The sequence below is a fragment of the Nocardioides eburneiflavus genome (assembly GCF_004785795.1).
Lineage (GTDB): Bacteria > Actinomycetota > Actinomycetes > Propionibacteriales > Nocardioidaceae > Nocardioides > Nocardioides eburneiflavus.
This window is the reverse complement of record NZ_SRRO01000001.1, coordinates 1,690,883-1,707,708: the sequence shown is the minus strand read 5'-3', so window position 1 is coordinate 1,707,708 and position 16,826 is coordinate 1,690,883. Positions and strand designations below refer to the sequence as shown.

The 16,826-nt window shown below is 72.6% G+C and carries 20 protein-coding genes; 7 read left to right on the top strand and 13 right to left on the bottom strand.

The window, feature by feature from the left end; translation table 11 throughout:
* The first annotated feature begins 39 nt into the window (after positions 1–39).
* Both EXE59_RS08030 and EXE59_RS08025 read left to right on the top strand, forming a co-directional pair.
* A complete protein-coding gene (locus EXE59_RS08030; protein WP_135838437.1) occupies positions 40–369 on the top strand; it encodes a WXG100 family type VII secretion target in 330 nt (109 codons plus the stop codon).
* Positions 366–665 carry a WXG100 family type VII secretion target gene (locus EXE59_RS08025; protein WP_135838436.1) on the top strand — a complete coding sequence of 100 codons (300 nt, stop codon included), beginning with the start codon at positions 366–368 and terminating at the stop codon, positions 663–665. Before EXE59_RS08030 ends, EXE59_RS08025 begins: the two co-directional genes overlap by 4 nt.
* On the opposite strand, the gene EXE59_RS08020 is transcribed toward EXE59_RS08025, so the two are convergent.
* Entirely contained in the window at positions 655–1,413 is a 759-nt protein-coding gene (locus EXE59_RS08020; RefSeq protein ID WP_135838435.1) for an MOSC domain-containing protein, read from the bottom strand. The genes EXE59_RS08025 and EXE59_RS08020 overlap by 11 nt on opposite strands.
* A 142-nt stretch (positions 1,414–1,555) precedes the next feature.
* Between EXE59_RS08020 and EXE59_RS08015 the strand changes: the two genes are divergently transcribed.
* Positions 1,556–2,287, top strand: a complete 732-nt coding sequence (locus EXE59_RS08015) for a matrixin family metalloprotease (RefSeq protein WP_168218440.1) — start codon at positions 1,556–1,558, stop codon at positions 2,285–2,287.
* Positions 2,288–2,370: 83 nt separating this feature from the next.
* Here EXE59_RS08015 and EXE59_RS08010 read toward each other — a convergent pair whose 3' ends face one another.
* The 9 genes from EXE59_RS08010 to EXE59_RS07970 form a co-directional block, all read right to left on the bottom strand.
* Positions 2,371–2,592: a hypothetical protein gene (locus EXE59_RS08010; protein WP_210428931.1), complete on the bottom strand. Its 222-nt coding sequence runs from the start codon at positions 2,590–2,592 to the stop codon at positions 2,371–2,373.
* A gap of 64 nt (positions 2,593–2,656) precedes the next feature.
* A complete protein-coding gene (locus EXE59_RS08005; RefSeq protein WP_135838432.1) occupies positions 2,657–3,604 on the bottom strand; it encodes a hypothetical protein in 948 nt (315 codons plus the stop codon).
* Positions 3,601–4,134, bottom strand: coding sequence for a hypothetical protein (locus EXE59_RS08000; protein WP_135838431.1), 534 nt, complete (start codon positions 4,132–4,134; stop codon positions 3,601–3,603). Before EXE59_RS08000 ends, EXE59_RS08005 begins: the two co-directional genes overlap by 4 nt.
* Positions 4,131–5,024 carry a hypothetical protein gene (locus EXE59_RS07995; RefSeq protein ID WP_135838430.1) on the bottom strand — a complete coding sequence of 298 codons (894 nt, stop codon included), beginning with the start codon at positions 5,022–5,024 and terminating at the stop codon, positions 4,131–4,133. The genes EXE59_RS08000 and EXE59_RS07995 overlap by 4 nt, the downstream gene beginning before the upstream one ends.
* On the bottom strand, positions 5,024–5,338 hold the full coding sequence (locus EXE59_RS07990; RefSeq protein WP_135838429.1) for a hypothetical protein: 315 nt from the start codon (positions 5,336–5,338) through the stop codon (positions 5,024–5,026). The genes EXE59_RS07995 and EXE59_RS07990 overlap by 1 nt, the downstream gene beginning before the upstream one ends.
* Positions 5,339–5,425: 87 nt before the next feature.
* Positions 5,426–5,935, bottom strand: a complete 510-nt coding sequence (locus EXE59_RS07985) for a mycothiol transferase (RefSeq protein WP_135838428.1) — start codon at positions 5,933–5,935, stop codon at positions 5,426–5,428.
* A gap of 7 nt (positions 5,936–5,942) precedes the next feature.
* Positions 5,943–6,182: a hypothetical protein gene (locus EXE59_RS07980; protein WP_135838427.1), complete on the bottom strand. Its 240-nt coding sequence runs from the start codon at positions 6,180–6,182 to the stop codon at positions 5,943–5,945.
* Positions 6,183–6,257: 75 nt separating this feature from the next.
* A complete protein-coding gene (locus EXE59_RS24120; RefSeq protein ID WP_210428930.1) occupies positions 6,258–8,594 on the bottom strand; it encodes an ABC transporter permease in 2,337 nt (778 codons plus the stop codon).
* Positions 8,595–8,602: 8 nt separating this feature from the next.
* Positions 8,603–9,544, bottom strand: coding sequence for an ABC transporter ATP-binding protein (locus tag EXE59_RS07970; RefSeq protein WP_135838426.1), 942 nt, complete (start codon positions 9,542–9,544; stop codon positions 8,603–8,605).
* Positions 9,545–9,747: 203 nt separating this feature from the next.
* Between EXE59_RS07970 and EXE59_RS24815 the strand changes: the two genes are divergently transcribed.
* Both EXE59_RS24815 and EXE59_RS07960 read left to right on the top strand, forming a co-directional pair.
* Positions 9,748–12,870 (top strand): M14 family metallopeptidase, encoded by a 3,123-nt coding sequence (locus EXE59_RS24815; RefSeq protein WP_135838425.1) that lies wholly within the window; start codon positions 9,748–9,750, stop codon positions 12,868–12,870.
* A gap of 40 nt (positions 12,871–12,910) precedes the next feature.
* On the top strand, positions 12,911–13,738 hold the full coding sequence (locus tag EXE59_RS07960) for an oxidoreductase (RefSeq protein WP_135838424.1): 828 nt from the start codon (positions 12,911–12,913) through the stop codon (positions 13,736–13,738).
* 18 nt (positions 13,739–13,756) lie between these two features.
* Here the strand turns inward: EXE59_RS07960 and EXE59_RS07955 are convergent, their stop codons facing one another.
* The 3 genes from EXE59_RS07955 to EXE59_RS07945 are packed head-to-tail and all read right to left on the bottom strand — an operon-like array spanning position 13,757 to position 15,602.
* Positions 13,757–14,146, bottom strand: coding sequence for a type II toxin-antitoxin system VapC family toxin (locus tag EXE59_RS07955; protein ID WP_135838423.1), 390 nt, complete (start codon positions 14,144–14,146; stop codon positions 13,757–13,759).
* The gene (locus EXE59_RS07950; RefSeq protein ID WP_135838422.1) at positions 14,143–14,388 is read right to left on the bottom strand and encodes a type II toxin-antitoxin system Phd/YefM family antitoxin; all 246 of its coding nucleotides are present in this window, start codon (positions 14,386–14,388) and stop codon (positions 14,143–14,145) included. The genes EXE59_RS07955 and EXE59_RS07950 overlap by 4 nt, the downstream gene beginning before the upstream one ends.
* A gap of 47 nt (positions 14,389–14,435) precedes the next feature.
* Positions 14,436–15,602 (bottom strand): hypothetical protein, encoded by a 1,167-nt coding sequence (locus EXE59_RS07945; protein ID WP_135838421.1) that lies wholly within the window; start codon positions 15,600–15,602, stop codon positions 14,436–14,438.
* Positions 15,603–15,722: 120 nt separating this feature from the next.
* Between EXE59_RS07945 and EXE59_RS07940 the strand changes: the two genes are divergently transcribed.
* Both EXE59_RS07940 and EXE59_RS07935 read left to right on the top strand, forming a co-directional pair.
* Positions 15,723–16,130 carry a hypothetical protein gene (locus EXE59_RS07940; protein ID WP_135838420.1) on the top strand — a complete coding sequence of 136 codons (408 nt, stop codon included), beginning with the start codon at positions 15,723–15,725 and terminating at the stop codon, positions 16,128–16,130.
* 22 nt (positions 16,131–16,152) lie between these two features.
* Positions 16,153–16,806, top strand: coding sequence for a nucleoside/nucleotide kinase family protein (locus EXE59_RS07935; RefSeq protein WP_135838419.1), 654 nt, complete (start codon positions 16,153–16,155; stop codon positions 16,804–16,806).
* Positions 16,807–16,826 lie beyond the last annotated feature (20 nt).

Here is a 16,826-nt window from a genome sequence, read left to right as displayed (position 1 = left end):
GGGTGGCGCGCCCGCGGCCCGAGTCACCACGATCGGGCCATGACCTCCTCGGGAACCGTGCACCTCGACCCGGCCGCCCACGCGGCCGCCTCCACCCGGCTCGACGACCGACTGCGGGACCTCGACGCCCGCCGCCGGGCGGCGGAGGCCTCCGTCGAGCGCCTGCTCGCGGCCTGGCACGGGGAGGCCGCGTCGACGTTCGCCTCGCAGTGGGAGACGTGGCGCTCGGCTGCCGCCGGCGTGGTCGACGGCCTCGGCGCCACGGTGGCCGCACTGTCCGGCGCGCGGGCCGACCTCGTGTCGGCCGACACCGTCGTCTCGCAGCACCCGTCCGCGATGGCCGTGCACCTCGAGGGGCGCCTGGGATGACCGCCTTCGACGTCGACCTCGCCGAGCTGCGCTCCGGCGTCGCGGACCTCGCGGGCTGCCAGCGCGACCTCCTCGGCCTCGCCGGCGACATCGACGACGCGCAGGCGCAGGTCCAGCACGAGTGGCTGGGGCGGGCGAGCGTGGCGCAGGAGGCGGCGTACGGCTCGTGGCGCGACGAGTGCGCCGAGATGGTGACGGCACTGGCGGCGATGCGAGCGATCGTCGCCGCCGCCGACGGCCACTACTCCGCCGCGGTCGAGACCAACCTCGCGCTCTGGCGGCAGGTCAGCGCCTGACGTCCACCCGACCAGGCCGCACGCACGTGGCGAAGACCCCGAACATCGGCTCGCCCGCGCTGTTCGTCGGCCGGTCCCGCACCAGAGCCGTGAGCAGCCGGACGTCCTTCTCCCCCGTCACCGGGTGGTGGTCGATGACCGCGCACCGCGGGATCGGACCACCGACCCGGAGGATCGCCTCGCCGACGGCGTGCTCCTGCCCCGCCCACGAGTCCTCGACCCAGGGCTCATCGGTCTCCACGACGAGCGTCGCCCGGAAGCGTGCGGCCTGAGCGGCCAGCTCCTCGCGCCCGAGCCGTGCCGCCAGGTCGCGCAGGGACGCGGTGCCGACGACCGTGACCGGGTCGGCGTACACGACCCCGCCGCGCGGGGCGGCCGCGAGGCGTACGGGCTTCCCGAGCCACCCGGACAGCAGCTCGGCGTGCGGGCCGTCGGTGAGCGCGAGCCCGACGGCTCGGCCCCAGTAGTCACACGTGAGCTCCTCGCCGCTCGCCGGAGCGGGGGCGGACACGGCCTCTCCGGTCGGCAGGGTCAGCTCGAGCTCGTCCCCGTGGGTCCGTGCGACGACCCCGATCAGCGACGGGTGCTGCACGGTCCTGAGCACGCGCGCCCGGGTGGTGTCGACGAGGCACCACGCGCGGTCGCCGACCGCGCCCTGCTCGTCGAGGACGATCCGGTCGAGGTCGAGGTGCCGCGTGCCCTTGACCGGGGCGTACCCGGCCCGGCGTACGACGAGGGTGGCAGGCATGAGCCGATCGTTCCACGGCCCAGTTCCGCACGTGCGGCGGCCTGGCCCCCTCATCCACCGATCGCGCGGCCACATCCGCCGCACGTGCGTGGTCGTCCCTCATTCCATCGCCACACTCCCGCCGACCCGCCACACTGTCGGGGTGTCCCGCTCCTCGACCCGCCTGACCTTCGTGGTCACCGCCGCGATGCTCGCGGTGGTCGTGGCGTGGCACCCCGCCGAGCAGCTGGAGACGGCCCGCCGCGCGATCGGGCTCGGCGACGAGCGGCCGCTGCCCGCCCCGGCGGTCGTACGCGCGGGCGGGGCGTACGCGTGGGCGATGACCCAGCCCGACAGCGACGACCCCGTCGGATGGGACCCGTGCGAGGAGATCCGCTACCGGGTGAACCCGGCAGGCGAGCCGCCCGGCGGACGCAGGCTCGTCACCGAGGCGCTGCGGCGGGCGAGCGCGGCGACCGGCCTGGCCTTCGCCGACGAGGGCGAGACCGACGAGCGCCCCTTCCCCGACGGCGTGGAGCTGTTCGGCCGGCCCGACCCCGTCGTCATCGGCTGGGGTGACCAGGGCGAGTTCCCCGACCTCGGCGGGCAGGTCGCCGGTGTCGGCGGCGCCGTCGCCGAGCGTGACTCCGCAGGACGGCTACGATTCGTCAGCGGGAGCGTGGTCCTGGACGTCGACGCGTTCACCGCGACCGCCGTCGCCGGGCAGCCACGCGTCATGGAGGCGATCGTGCTGCACGAGGTCGCCCACGTGATCGGACTCGGCCACGTCAGCGAGCCGATGGAGCTGATGTACGCCGACAACACCGGTCAGGTCGAGCTCGGCCCCGGCGACCGTGAGGGCCTCGCCCGGCTCGGCTCGCTCCCCTGCGGCTGAACCAGGGCCGAGCTGGTCGCCGAAGAGCCACCGCGTCGCCGTGCGGCCAGCCTGGGGAGCCGCCCGAAGCAGGCGGCAGTGCCTCAGAGGTGGTGCAGCTTGGGGTAGGGGTGCGCGATGCGGACCGACTTGTCCCCGAAGTCGACGGTGACCGCGTGGCTGTCGAGGTGCGTCACCTGGCCGAGGCCGTAGATGTCGTGCGTGACCCGGTCACCGACCTCGAAGACCTCGACCACGGGCTCGACCGCGGGCTTGAACGGGCTGCTGGGGAGGTGCTTGGGCCGTCGGCCGCTCGAGGAGGTCATCACCTCCAGTATGCGCCTCCGCACGGCCTTGTGGGGCATCGTCGCCAGAACGTGACCCTCGCGGTCAGCCGATCTCGACGCCGCCGGACACCGTCAACGTCGCCTCGTCGGGCCCGCGGCCGTCGGTGCGTACGCCCGTCAGCTCACGCCGCACCTCGAGCCGGGGGGGAGCTCCCGCGGCGACCAGCCGCGCGACCAGGCTGTCGAGACGCTCGTCCACCACGGTCGACCCGTCGGCGCCCTCCATGGTCGAGGCGTCCCGCACGGCCTGGACGGCGTACGTCGCTCCGGCCCGCCCGAACTCGTCCGCCCGGGTCTCGACCTGGGCCACCGTCCATCCCTCGTCGGACCAGCCCCGGCCGGCGAGGTAGGGCACGCGCGTCACGACGTAGGCGCAGGCCACGTCAGCGGCACCACCCGGCCCCTGCAGCGGGGCGCAGTCCCCCGTCGTGGGTTCCTCGAGGTCCCCCAACGCCGCGGCCATGTCGCCGGACACCTCGCCCGACCCGGTGTCGAGGCTGGTCGTCAGGTCGTCGAAGGCCACCTCGACGACCGGGGCGGCGTCCTCGTCGACGGCGACCCACACCGTGCCCGACGTGCGGGTGTCGCCCGGGGTCGTGCTCGAGCCCGGTGCGTCGCCGAGGTCGACCGTGCCGTCGCCGGTGACGAGCGCGAGGGTGGTGCGTTGCTCGGCGTCCTCCATCAGGGTGCGCTGCAGGGCGTCCAGGTCGACGCCGGGCTCGAGGCGCCAGTCGAGGGCGACCCACTCCGTGCCGGCGGGAGCGTCTCGCTCCTGACCGTCGGCCGCCTCGGTGGCCCCGAGGGTCTCCTGCCCGTCGGTGACGACCACGGTGAGCCGTCCGTTGGGCACGAGGAGTGCGTACGAGGTGCCGTCGAGGTCGCCGAGCCGGCCCTGCACGAGGTCACCGACCTCACCGGCACCGCCGTCGTCACCGCACCCGGCGAGCGCGAGGACGGCGACCAGGAGGAGGGCGAGCCCGGTGCGCCTCATCGCGACCAGAGCTGACGCTTGTAGTCGGCGAGCACCTGCAGCCAGGCGGCGACCATCTGGTTGGCGGCGGTCGTCAGCGCGGCCCCGAGCCCGTCGCTGCCGAGACGCGCGCAGGTGCCCGGCTGGAGCCGCACGACGAACTGCTTCATGCCGATGGAGGTGACCTCGACCGCCCCGCCCTCGGCGTGACCGGTGGCCTGCCGGTCCTCGACCCCGGCCTCGAGCCGGTCGCGGGACCGCCGCAGCGAGACCGGGTTGGGCTGGAGGTGGAGGTCCATCAGTCGGTAGTACTCACGGGTCCGGGCGACGAAGAGGCTCCGCGCCAGTCGGGTCACCTGGGCGGCCATCTCGTCGTCGCCGGTCTGCTCGGCATGGCCGGCCGCGACCGTCACGCGCACGGCGTACCAGCCGTCGACCTGCGCGACGAGTGCGCCGTCGGCGGCGGTGGCGATGACGTGCATGGCCTCGACGGCCTTGCCGAAGGGGCTGACGTGCCCCTCCGCGCGGGGCACGAGGTCGACGTCGCTCACGGCTCGTAGCCTCCCAGCCCGCCGGGGCCGAGGGCGAAGCCGGTCGGCTTGAACTTGAAGCGGGGGTACTCGTCCTCGGCGAAGCTGGTCCGGTCGATGTCGTCGCGGACCGCCGCGGCGTAGTCACGCAGGCCCTGGGCGATCTCCTGCTGGCGCGTCCGCACGTGGTTCTCGACCTTGCCGACCGCCTCGTAGAACTTGTCCATCACCTGCTCGGGCTCCTCCGCGCTGAACTCGAGCGACGTGGCGGAGGCCCCCACGGACGCGGCGCCCGAGGCGACCGCGATGGTGATCGCGATGCCGGCGGCGGTGCCCGTCCCGGCTGTCAGGACCGTGACGGCGACGGTGCCGACCGCCGCCAGCACGGTGAGGGCGAAGGCACCGTCGGCACTGCCACGTCCGTCGGTGGCCTCCAGCGCCGAGAGCGTCTTGTTGCCGATGTCGATGATGGACTCGTAGGCGGACGTGTAGAGCTCCTGCTGCGCCTCGAGCGCCGCGATCGCCACGGAGATGCCGGTGAAGTGCGAGTCGGCGACGTAGGGCAGCTGGGCCTTGTAGTTGTCGACGAAGTCGGTCGCCGCGTCGCCCCTCCAGTCGTCGACGTCACCGACGATGCGGTCCATGTTGGCGAAGGCGTCGTTGGGCTGGACGGTGATCGAGCCGGCGAGGAGGCCGGACGAGCCCTGGCCGGCGATGGCGACGTGGTTGAGCGCGGTGGAGAAGTCGCCCCACGCGTCGCCGATGAGGTCACCGGGCAGGTCGTCGTAGTGGCTGAACGACGGGCCGATGTCGGCGTAGGACCCGCCGATCGTGACGTAGCCCGGCGGTGTGCCGTCGATCAGCTCGGACGCCTTGGCGCCGACCTGGCACCCGATGTCGTACGCGGACATCAGAGCGTCCCTCCCGCCGCGAGGAAGGCCGCGCGGACCTCGTCGTCGGTGCGCGCGAAGTCGCGCGCGGTGGTGACGAGCGCGTCGGCGACGTCGTCCATCACGGCACCGGACTTCCGCGTCGCGGAGACGAGTGCGCTCATCAACGAGGACATCTCGTCGGCCGGGCTGTTGCTCGCGAAGGGGCCTCCCGAGGTGAACATCGGCCCCGTCGAGATGCCCGACAACGCGGTGCTCGCTGCGGTGAAGGACTCCGCGATCGGTGGCAGCTCGCTCAGCCCCGCCTTCTCGAGCTCCTCGAGGTTGGCCCCCATGTCCTGCTTCCTGCCCACTGCTGCCTGCCCCCCGGGTCGCGGTCGTGTCGTCGGCCCCCTCCTACCCGACGACCGCGCCCGGAAACGTCAGGAGGCACGCGACCCGAGAAGTCCCTTGACGTACGCCGCCTGCCCGAGGTGCTGGAGGCAGTCGCTGACGATGCTGACGAGCCGTACGCCGGCGGTGACCGGCGGGTCCCAGCGCTGGTCGACCTCCCGCTCGAGCTCGCGCTCGTCCACCGTCTGGAGGTACCGAGCGGTCGCGAGGGTGACCTCACGGTGGTAGCCAGTGAGCAGCTCCGGGTCGGTGATCCGGACCGCGTCGACCTGCTCGCTCGTGTGGCCGTAGCCGATGTCGTCGGTCCCGTTGGGCAGGCCGAGCCGCTCCTGCCACTGCTCCCACACCTGGGACTCGCCCGCGAGCGCGGCGACGTGGTCGTCCTGCACCCGCGCGAGGTGCCACAGCAGCCAGCCGATGGAGTTGCCCTCGCCACCCGGGCGGTGCGCCAGCGCGTCCTCGTCGAGGCCGTCGGCGACCTCGTCGTAGATCTCGGTCACCCTGCCGAAGGCCTCGGTCAGCACCCCGCGTACGTCCACGGCTGCCTCACTCCACCGGCGCCGCGGACCTGACCTGCGGTGCCGCCGACTGCTCGTCCTTCATCCCGTCGATCTCGGCGAGGATGCGCGTGCGCTCGTCGCCGCTGAGCGACACCTGCGCCTTCGCCAGGCCCTCGTCGAGCTGGTCGGCGATGGTCGCGTCCTCCGCGTTGTACTGGTACGAGCTGACCTCGTCGACCACTCGCTGCGCGGCCTCGATCGCTGCCTGCTTCACCTCGTCAGTCATGCCGTCCACGCTAGTCAGCCGTCGGGGGAGGGCAACGTCCGTCGGGGTGAGCCGCCCTGCCGCTCCTCGGGGGACCTACATGGCCCGCGCGAGACTCCGCCGCAGCGACCAGCCACCGAGGGCGAGGAGCGCGAGCGCCATCGCGGCCAGGACGCCGAGCTGCGGCAGCACGTCGAGCAGGCCACCGCCCCGGCGCTGGATGTCGGCCAGCGCCTCGTAGGCCCACGAGTGCGGCGTGATGCGCGAGATCGCCCGCATGGTGTCGGGGAACAGCTCGAGCGGGAACATCGAGCCGCCGAGCGCAGCGAGGACCAGGCCGAAGCCGACGCCCGCGCCGCCGGCGGCGCCCTCGTTCTCCAGCAGCGTGCCGAGGAGGATCGCCGCCCCGGCGGCGACGAGGCTGAAGAGCAGCAGGACGAGCAGCGCCAGCGGCAGGTTCCCCCAGTCGACGCCGAAGACCACGCTGGTCGCCACCATCAGGTAGCCGCCCTGGAAGAGCGCGATCGCCCACCGGCCGACGATCTGGCCGGCGACCAGCTCGCCCGCCGTCATCGGCCCGGCGAGCATCCGCGAGACGACGCCCAGCCGCCGGGCCTGGATGAGGGTGGCCGATCCACCGAGGCAGGCGAGGAAGGTGAAGAGCAGGAGCTGTCCCGAGGCGCCGAACTCGAACTGTCCCATCCCCTCGAACTCCCGGCTCAGTCGGTCGACGCTCGTCACCTCCAGCTCCGGCGCGACGACCTGCCCCTCGGCGGCCGCGACCGCGGCGGCTGCGCGGTCGGCCGGCACGCCCGCGTCCTCCAGCGCGAGGAGCCTGGCGCGGTCGGAGCGGAGGCCGTCGACCGCGACCCGGACCTGTTGTTCGACCACCTGGGCGTTGCCGGCCGAGCCACGCACGACCTCGAGCGTCACGGCCTCCCCCGCGTCGTACGCCGTGGCTGCTGCCACGTCGACCCGGACTGCGGCGTCCAGCCGGCCACGGGCCAGGAGCTCGAGGGCGTCGTCCCAGGCGGGGTCGGAGACCACGACGTCGTCGGCCTCGAGCACCTCGACGAGCCCGGACTGCAGGGCGGAGCCGGCGCCGCTCACGGCGACCCGTCCTGAACGGGCGCCCTCGCCGAACTGGAGACCGATCATCAGCACCAGCAGCACCGGGAAGACGAAGACGAAGAACAGGTTGGAGCGGTCGCGCAGGAACAGCCGCAGCTCGGTGCCGGCGACCGCGACCACGTTGCTCACGACAGCACCCCCCCGGTCGGGCACCAGCCGGGAGACGAGGAGCATCACGGCGACGAAGCCCAGCATGGTCGCGACCGGTACGCCGATGTCACCCAGCCCGCCGCCGCCCGAGGTGGTGCCGAGCCCGCGCAGCAGCGCCGCGACCGGGTTCAGGTCCAGCACCCGGGAGAGCGAGCCGGTGGCGTTGACGGGGAAGAACGCCCCGCCCCCGATGCCGAGCACCAGCGCGACGATGGAGGTCGCGATGCCGGCCTGCTCGCTGGTGCGCGCGACGCGCACGATCAGGAACATCACGGACGTCCCCGCAGCCGTCGCGCACAGCACCAGGGCGGCCACCGCCGGGACGGAGCCGAAGTCCGCGTCGAAGAGGTAGCCGCCGAGTCCCAGCAGGATCCCCGTCGCGACGGCGCCGAGGACGAAGCTCACCAGCGCCTTGGACGCCACGACGACCCACCCCGGGATCGGCATCGACCGCAGTCGCGCCAGCGCGCCGGACTCGCGGTCGACAAGCAGACCGGTGACGCCGAAGCTGACGGTGAACATCAGGAACAGGCCCGCCTGCCCCGCCACCAGTGCGGCACCCGCGTCGAGCTGCTCGTCGGAGGCCTCGCCGCGCGCGAGGTCGTACGCCGGCCCGCCGGTCGTCGCCTGCTCGACGAGCGCCGAAAGGTCGGTCATCGCGACTCCCTCGGCCAGGCCGGCACGCGCGGTGACCGCGCCGGCGGCGACCTGCTCGAGGAACCCGTCGACGACGGACAGCACGATGTCGGCCTCGAGTCCCGCCTCGTCCCCGCGTACGGCCTCGACGGTGACCGGCTCGCCGGCTCGCGCGGCCGGCCCGAAGCCGTCGGGCACCAGCAGCGCGAGGGCCGCGTCGCCGTCCTCGACCTGCCGCCGGCCGGAGGCCTCGTCGACCTCCTCGACCGTCACGTCGAGCTCGTCGGTGCCGTCGAGGGAGTGCAGGACGTCGGTGAGCACCACCGCGAGGTCGTCGCCGGCCGGGGCGCTGACGGTGACGGTGAGGGGCTTGATCTCGATGTCGTCGGCCTGGCTGAAGACGAGGTTGAAGACCGTCATCAGGGCCATGGGGACGACGAGGGCGAAGATGAGCACCGACTTGTCGCGCATTCGCTGGAGCAGGTCGGAGGCGGTGAGGGCGAGCAGCTGTCGCATCGTCGCCCCTAGTCCCTCAGGCCCTTGCCGGTGAGGTGCAGGAAGACCGACTCGAGGTCGGGTCGCGAGATCTCGACGTCGGCGAGCGTCACGCCGCGCGCGGCCGCCGTACCCACCACCCGCGCGACCAGCGCCGGTGCGTCGCGCACGGTGAGGACCGCCGACCGGCGCTCCGCCTCGACGCGCTGCACGCCGGGGATCCGGCGCAGCTCCTCTGCCGCGCCGGCCAGGTCGCCGGTGCCGCCGAGCCGGATCGTGTCGACGCCGCCGGTGAGGCGGACCAGCTCGTCGCGGGTGCCCTCGGCCTGCAGCCGGCCGGAGTCGATGATGCCGATGCGGTCGCACAGCCGCTCGGCCTCCTCCATGTAGTGCGTCGTGTAGAGCACGGCCATCCCCTCGCCCGACAGCGCCTCGACGGACTCGAGGATCGCGTGGCGCGACTGCGGGTCCACGCCCACGGTGGGCTCGTCGAGGATCAGCAGCGTTGGCCGGTTGAGCAGCCCGATGCCGATGTTGAGGCGGCGCTTCATGCCGCCGCTGTACTCCTTGCTGCGGTGCTTGGCCCGGTCGGCCAGACCGATCAGGCCGAGCACCTCGTCGACGCGGCCCTTGAGCTCGGTGCCGCGCAGTCCCTGGAGCCTGCCGAAGAGCATGAGGTTCTCCCGCCCGGTCAGGTCGGGGTAGATTGCGAGCTCCTGAGGGACCAGCCCGACGAACCGCTTCGGCCCGGTGGTCCGCGGCGTCATCGGCAGCCCCGCCACCGTGACCGTCCCCGCGTCCGCCGCGATCAGCCCGGCGACCATCGAGATCGTCGTCGTCTTCCCGGCCCCGTTGGGGCCGAGCAACCCGTACGTCACCCCCGGCGCGATGCGGAAGGACACCTCGTCCACCGCCGTCAGGTCCCCGAAGCGGCGGACCAGCGAGTCCACCACCAGCACGTCGTCCGTCATGTGCGTCCCTCCCCGTCCGCCCTCACGCTAGGGAGCGCGCGAGGGGTGGATCAGGGCCGAATGTCATGGATGCGGCAGTGCGTCCGTCACTCCCGGCGGCCGGCCCGCCGGTCACGCCCCGGCGAGCTCCCGCCCAACTTGGGTATTCCGGTGCGGCTCGAGCAGTGGCAATGTGACGTGGATCACACCCCTCGGAGGTCCTCATGCGCCGTCTTCTGTCCGGATCCGTCGTCGCCGTCGCCGTCGCCGCGCTGGGAGTGGGCCTGGCTCCGCCGTCCTCGACCTCACCGCCCGCCGCCGCCCCGAGTGCTCCGCGCGCTGATCAGCCGCTGGACGCCTACACCGCGACCGACGTCGACGCCGACCAGCTGCGCACGCTGGCGCGCCAGGGCTACGACCTCCACGAGGCGCACCCGACCGGTGACACGACGCGCGTCGACCTCGTCCTGACCAGGGACGAGGCCAAGCGGCTGCGCGGGCAGGGCATCGACGTGCGTCTCGCGCGGGTCAAGGGCGGCCAGACCGTACGGCAGTTCGCCGCCGCCCAGGCCGAGTTCGGCTACACCGTGTGGAAGTCCTACGACGAGCCCGGCGGCTACCACGACCAGCTCACCACCGTGGCGAGGCAGTACCCCGGCGTCACCAAGCTGGTGAAGCTCGGCACGACCTACCAGGGCCGCGACATCCTCGCGCTCAAGATGACCCAGGGTGCGCGCGGCCAGAAGGACGGCTCGCGGCCGGCGGCGATCTTCAGTGCCACCCAGCACGCACGTGAGTGGATCGCGCCCGAGATGGTCCGCCGGCTGATGTACACCTACCTGGAGCGCTGGAAGGCCGACCACGAGCCGACCAAGAAGCTCCTCCAGAGCACCGAGCTGTGGTTCGTGCCGGTGATGAACCCCGACGGCTACGAGTACACGTTCACCGACGAGAGGCTCTGGCGCAAGAACCTGCGCGACAACAACGGCGACGGCATCACCCAGGTCGGCGACGGCGTCGACCCCAACCGCAACTACCCCTCGCACTGGGGCTACGACAACGAGGGCTCCTCCGACATCCCCTCCAGCGAGACCTACCGCGGCCCCTCGCCCGCCTCCGAGCCGGAGACCCGGGCTGGGATCAAGCTCTTCGACACGGCCAAGGCCGAGTTCATGGTCAACTACCACTCCAACGGGGAGTGGCTGCTCTACAACGACGGCTGGCAGATCGGCACCCCCACCGCGGACGACCCGATCTACCACGCCCTCTCGGGCAACCTGGACGAGCCGGCGATCGACGGCTACCACCCCGGGCTGTCCTCCGACGTCCTCTACATCACCAACGGCGAGATCGACGGCTACGCCCAGGAGGCCACCGGCACGCTGGCCTGGACCCCCGAGCTGTCCCCCGGCTGCCCCGGCTGCGGCTTCGTCTTCCCCGACGACGAGCAGCTGGTGGCCGCGGAGTTCGAGCGCAACCGGCCGTTCGCCGAGTCCGTGGCGGAGTCCGCGGCCGACCCGGACGACCCGAAGTCGGTGCTCGGCATCAAGACCAAGCCCTTCCACCTCGACACCGAGGACTCCTACAAGTCCGGCCTGCCGGCGGTGAACCTCAGCTTCGAGAAGTCGTACGGCGACCCCCAGCCGGTCGCCGTCCTCGCCAGGCGGAGCCTCGGCGCGGTCACCGCGAAGTGGAAGATCAACGGCGGGCCCACCCAGTCCGGCCCCACCACCGAGTGGACCGGCGGCGAGCGCTTCGGGATGACCTCGACCCACTACCACCAGGTCCGCGGCACGGTCACCGGCACCGATCCCGGTGACACCGTCGAGGTGTGGTTCGAGGGTGGCGGCCAGAGCAGCGAGTCGTTCACCTACGAGGCGGTCTCGGAGTCCGGCAACCGCGTCCTCGTGGTCGCGGCCGAGGACTACACGGGCGCCTCTCCCAACCAGGCGCCCGGACCGCACTACCTCGACTACTACCTCGACGCCCTCGACGCCAACGGCGAGGACGCCGACGTCTACGACGTGGACGCCGAGGGGCGTACGGCTCCGGACGCCCTCGGCGTGCTCGGCCACTACGACGCGGCCGTCTGGTACACCGGCGACGACGTCGTCACCCGCACGGCCGGGCGCGGCGCCGGCAACGCGGACCGGCTCGCGCTCGACCAGATGCTGGAGTTCCGCGCCTACATGAACGAGGGCGGCAAGGTCCTCTACACCGGCGACTGGGCCGGCGAGCAGTACACCGCCAACGTCGGCAACCAGTTCTACGACCCGCAGGGCGAGATCGCCTGCAACCCCCTGCCGGCCGGCATCGACTCGCGTCGCTGCCTTCTGCTGCGCGGCTCGGGCGACGGCACCAACGACGTCCTGCAGTACTGGTTCGGCGCCTACCTCGCCATCCAGGGCGACGGCCACGACGACGCGGGCGACGTCCACGACGTGGCCGGGATCGCCGACCCCTTCGCCGGTGCGAGCTGGGCGATGAACGGACCGGAGTCGGCGGACAACCAGGACGCGACGTCGTCGTTCGTCTCGACCAGCGGCATCCTCCCGGTCGAGGAGTTCCCGCAGTTCGAGAGCTGGCCCTCGGCCCGCTGGGACAAGCCGGGCGGACCGTTCGACCCGCACACGGGCGAGCAGTACGCCTACAGCCAGCTCGCCGACGTGTCCTACAAGCGGCTGACCCGGACGGTGGACGTCCCGGCCGGCGGCGGCACCCTCGACTTCTGGACGTCCTACGACACCGAGGTCGACTGGGACTACGTCTTCGTCGAGGCGCGCACGCCCGGCGGGGACGACTGGACGACACTGCCCGACGCCAACGGCCACACCACGCAGGCCACCGGCGAGAGCTGCGCCGCGGGCTGGCGCGAGCTGCACCCGCAGCTCGACCACTACCAGACCTACGACGCCGGCACGGAGACCTGCACGCCGACCGGCACGACGGGCGCCTGGCACGCTGCGAGTGGCAACTCCGGTGGCTGGCAGGAGTGGAGCGTCGACCTCGCCGAGTGGGCCGACACCGGCTCGGTCGAGGTGTCGATCACCTACGCGAGCGACTGGGCGACCCAGAACCTCGGGACGTTCGTCGATGACGTGACCCTGCCCGACGGCTCGTCGACCTCGTTCGAGTCCGGCCTCGAGGGGTGGACGGTCTCCGGGGCTCCCCCGGGCAGCGCCGCCAACGGCAACGACTGGATCGTGACCGACGCCAGCGGGTTCCCCGTCGGCGCCACGATCTCGACGCCCGACTCGCTGCTGCTGGGATTCGGGTTCGAGGGCATCGCCACGCCGTCGGAGCGCAACGAGGTGATGGGGAGGGCGCTGGAGCACCTGCTGGACTGAGCCGACCGCCGCCGGCGGGGGCGCTGGCTACGCTCGCTCCATGAGCAAGCCCGTCGCCCTCGTCACTGGTGGATCCTCCGGAATCGGCGAGAGCACCGCCCGCGCCCTGCTCGCGAAGGGCTTCACGGTGTACGCCGTGGCGCGCCGCGTCGACCGGATGTCCGCGCTCGAGGCCGAGGGGGTCCGCACGTTCGCGATGGACGTCACCGACGACGCCTCGATGGTCGCCGGCATCGACCGCATCATCGCCGAAGACGGCCGCATCGACGTCCTGGTCAACAACGCCGGCTACGGGTCGTACGGCGCGGTCGAGGACGTGCCGATCGACGAGGCCCGCCGCCAGTTCGAGGTCAACGTGTTCGGCCTGGCCCGCCTCGTCCAGCTCGTCACGCCACACATGCGCGCGCAGCGGTCCGGGCGGATCATCAACATCTCCTCGATCGGCGGGAAGTTCTACGAGCCGTTCGGCGCCTGGTACCACGCGACCAAGTTCGCCGTGGAGGGCTTCAGCGACAGCCTCCGGATGGAGCTGCGCCCCTTCGGCATCCAGGTCGTCCTCATCGAGCCCGGCCCGATCCGCACCGAGTGGAACGAGATCGCCCGCGACTCCCTCCTCGAGCGCTCGGGCGACGGGGCGTACGCCGCCTGGGCGCGCAAGGCGCACGGCGTGATGGAGCGCTTCGACGAGCCGTCGCGTGCCTCCACGCCCGAGGAGGTCGCGGACAAGATCGTCAAGGCCGCGCTCGCGAAGCGGCCCGCCGCGCGCTACCCCGTCGGCCGGGGTGCGCGGGTGATCACCACCTCGCGCGACCTGCTGCCGGACCGGATCTTCGACGAGGTCGTGAGCCGGACCTACGGCACGCGGTAGCGCTCGCCGCCGAGGTGCTCAGGCCGGGGCGAGGACGTCCATCCCGAGCGACGTCGCCGCCTCGGCCATCCGCCGGTCGTAGGTGATCACCGACTCGACCTCGAGCCGGACGGCCGCGGCCAAGTGGAGGGAGTCGAGCGACCGCAGGCCGGACCCTGGCAGGAGGCCCGCCTCGGTGAAGAGCGGCGGCGGCAGCTCGTAGAGCTCGACGCCCCGCAGCAGCTGGGTCACGGCCTGCTGGGTCAGGGCGGGCTCACGCGCCACGAGGCGACGCAGCTCGGTCTCGAGCAGGAGGCACCCCACCAGCGTCGGTGCCATCCGGTGGAGCTCGTCGGCCAGCGCATCCGACTCCGCCTCCTCGACCACGAGCTTCGCAGCAGCGGAGGTGTCGAGGTAGCACCGGCTCAACGATCGCCCCGCAGGTCCTCGAGGTGCTCCGCCATCGGCTGCGAAGCCGCCACGCGAGGCAACGAGGTGACGTCACACTCCGGTGCGGCGTGCCTGACGCGGCGAAGGTCCGACGCGGGCACCGGAGTCAGGCGAGCGACCGGGACTCCCCGCCGGGTGACCGTGAAGGACTCCCCCGCCTCGACCGCGCGGATGATCTCGGCGTTGTCGTTGCGAAGCTCCCGCTGGCTGATCGACCTCACGGGGTCGAATGTAGCACTTCGTAGCACTATTGCCGCTGGAGTTGAGGTCACCCGGCAGCCCGCCCCGCTTCGGCGAAGTCGAGGAGGAGCCCACGTGCCGGCTCGTGCACCAGCCCCGCCCACCTCGTCCACACGTCGTGCTGGCCCTCGCGGACAAGCAGTCGTCGTGCGTCGGCGCGCGCAGCAGGCTGGAGGACCGCGGCCGCGACGTGGGGCGCGTCGTCGTCCGGCAAGGCACCATCGACGGCTCGTCGCAGGATGCGGAAGGCAGCGCGCGGGATCTCGTCACGACCGGCACGCAGCTGGGCGGTGACCCGCTCGAGGTCGGCGCGCGGCGTCCCGACCCGGAGCAGGTCGATGCTGGGCACGTCGGTGACCAGCTCGTGGTCGGCGCGCATGAAGTGACGCTCGACGAGCCTGCCCTCGTTGAGGGCCTCCGTCACCACGGTCCAGGGTTGTGCCTCGGCCACGTCGCGTGCCACGCGCTCGGGTACGGCGATGGGCGGGGTGTCGAACATCAACAGGTCGTCGACCCCGCTGGGCACCAGGCGCCCGAGGACCCATCCCGAGTCACCTGCGTGGGACCGCGCGCCGAGGTCGAGCACCTCAGTCCACGAACCGGCGGCCAGGTCCTCGACGCACAGGCGCCCGCCGGGCAGGGCCGGCCCGACGAGGTGGCCACTCAACGGAGCTCCCACCCACGACCGGGCCAGCGCGGCGTGCTCCGCGAGACGGCCCGTCGCGAGCTCGTCCACGAAGCGGTCGAGCCCGCCGAGCTCGTGGACCAAGAGCTGGTGGAAGAGCCACGACTCCGACGCCACCCAGGCAACCACCCTGATCGGGTCACCTCCGTCGGCGTGGCAGTCGGCGAGCTGGTCGTGGTGGAAGGTCTCGAGGACGTGCTTCAGCGCCAGCCGCTGCATCGTCCCCGTCTCCGTGCCCGGGTCCTCGCAGCGAATGGCCTGGTAGGCGATCCAGCGCGCCCACACCCAGTCGGGGAGGTCCTCGCCGAGCGACGCGAGCTGGGCCAGCAGCAGGTTGTGCCGGCTGCGCAGGTCGAGCGCCGGCACCGAGGTGTGCAGCTCGAGGGCGCGGGCCGCGTTGCCGGACCGCTCGGCGGCGAGGGACTGCTGCACGAGGTCGATGTGGGCCGACGTCATCCGGTCGGCGACGCGCGGGTGCCGGCGAAAGCCGGGAGTCAGTTTCCGAGACATGTCCCCACCCAAGGCCGGGACCGACGACCGCCACAAGCCGCCGATGCGGATCTGTGGAGAACCCGCCGCCCTGTGGAGAGGCGTTCGCCAGGAGCGGTCGACGCCGGCAGGCTCGGCGCCATGTTCGAACCAGTCCTGACGACCCAGACCCAGGTGGAGGACGCGTGGCGCACACTCATGGGGCCGTGGAGCTTCGGCGGTCACAGCGTCTGGATGATGCTCGTCGTTGGCGACCGTCCGCTGCCGCAGCTGACCGAGATCTCGGAGTGCGAGGACCCGCCCGACGCCGCGCACGTGGAGGGGCTCGCCGAGATCCTGCTCATGCTCGACCGCGACGTGGCACCGGGGCTCCACGTCGCGTTCCTCCGGTCCCGGCCCGGGCGCAGCACGATCACCGAGACCGACCGCGCGTGGGCGAGGAGCCTGTACGCCTCCGCGCGCCGCGCCGGCGTGCCGTGCGCGGTCGTGCACCTCGCCACCCGCGGCGACATCCGTCCCATCCCCGCCGATGTCGTCGGCATCCGGTGACAGCCGCCCCTACTCTCGCGCCATGGACGCTCCGGGGGCTTCGCACGCGTTGGTCGAGCGAGCCGTCTCGCTCCTCGACCGGCCCGGCCGGGTGGTGCTCGGCATCACCGGACCACCGGGGGCGGGGAAGTCCACGTTGACGACGCAGCTGCTCGCGGGGCTGCGCTCCGAGCTCGGCGAGGAGGTCGTCGCCCACCTGCCGATGGACGGCTTCCACCTCGCCGACGTCCAGCTCGACCGGCTCGGGCTCCGCGACCGCAAGGGTGCGCCGCAGACGTTCGACGTCGACGGCTACGTCGCGGCCCTCCAGCGACTGCACGACGAGCCCGACCGCACGCTCTACTCACCAGGCTTCGAGCGCGACCTCGAGCAGCCGATCGCCGCCGCGATCGCGATCCCCGCGTCCGCGCGGCTGGTGGTGACCGAGGGCAACTACCTGCTGCTGCCCGGCGGCGGCTGGGAGCGCGTACGCCCGCGGCTGGCCGAGACCTGGTTCGTGCAGGTCGACGACGACGTGCGCCGCGCGCGGTTGGTGCGGCGGCACGAGGAGTTCGGCAAGTCTCCCGAGGCTGCGCGGGCGTGGGTGGAGGAGGTCGACCAACCGAACGCCCACCTGATCACCTCCACCCGGGACTCCGCAGATGTGGTCGTGGACCTCGAGTCGCTCGGTGGTTGAGGCGCGAGCGCAGCGATCCT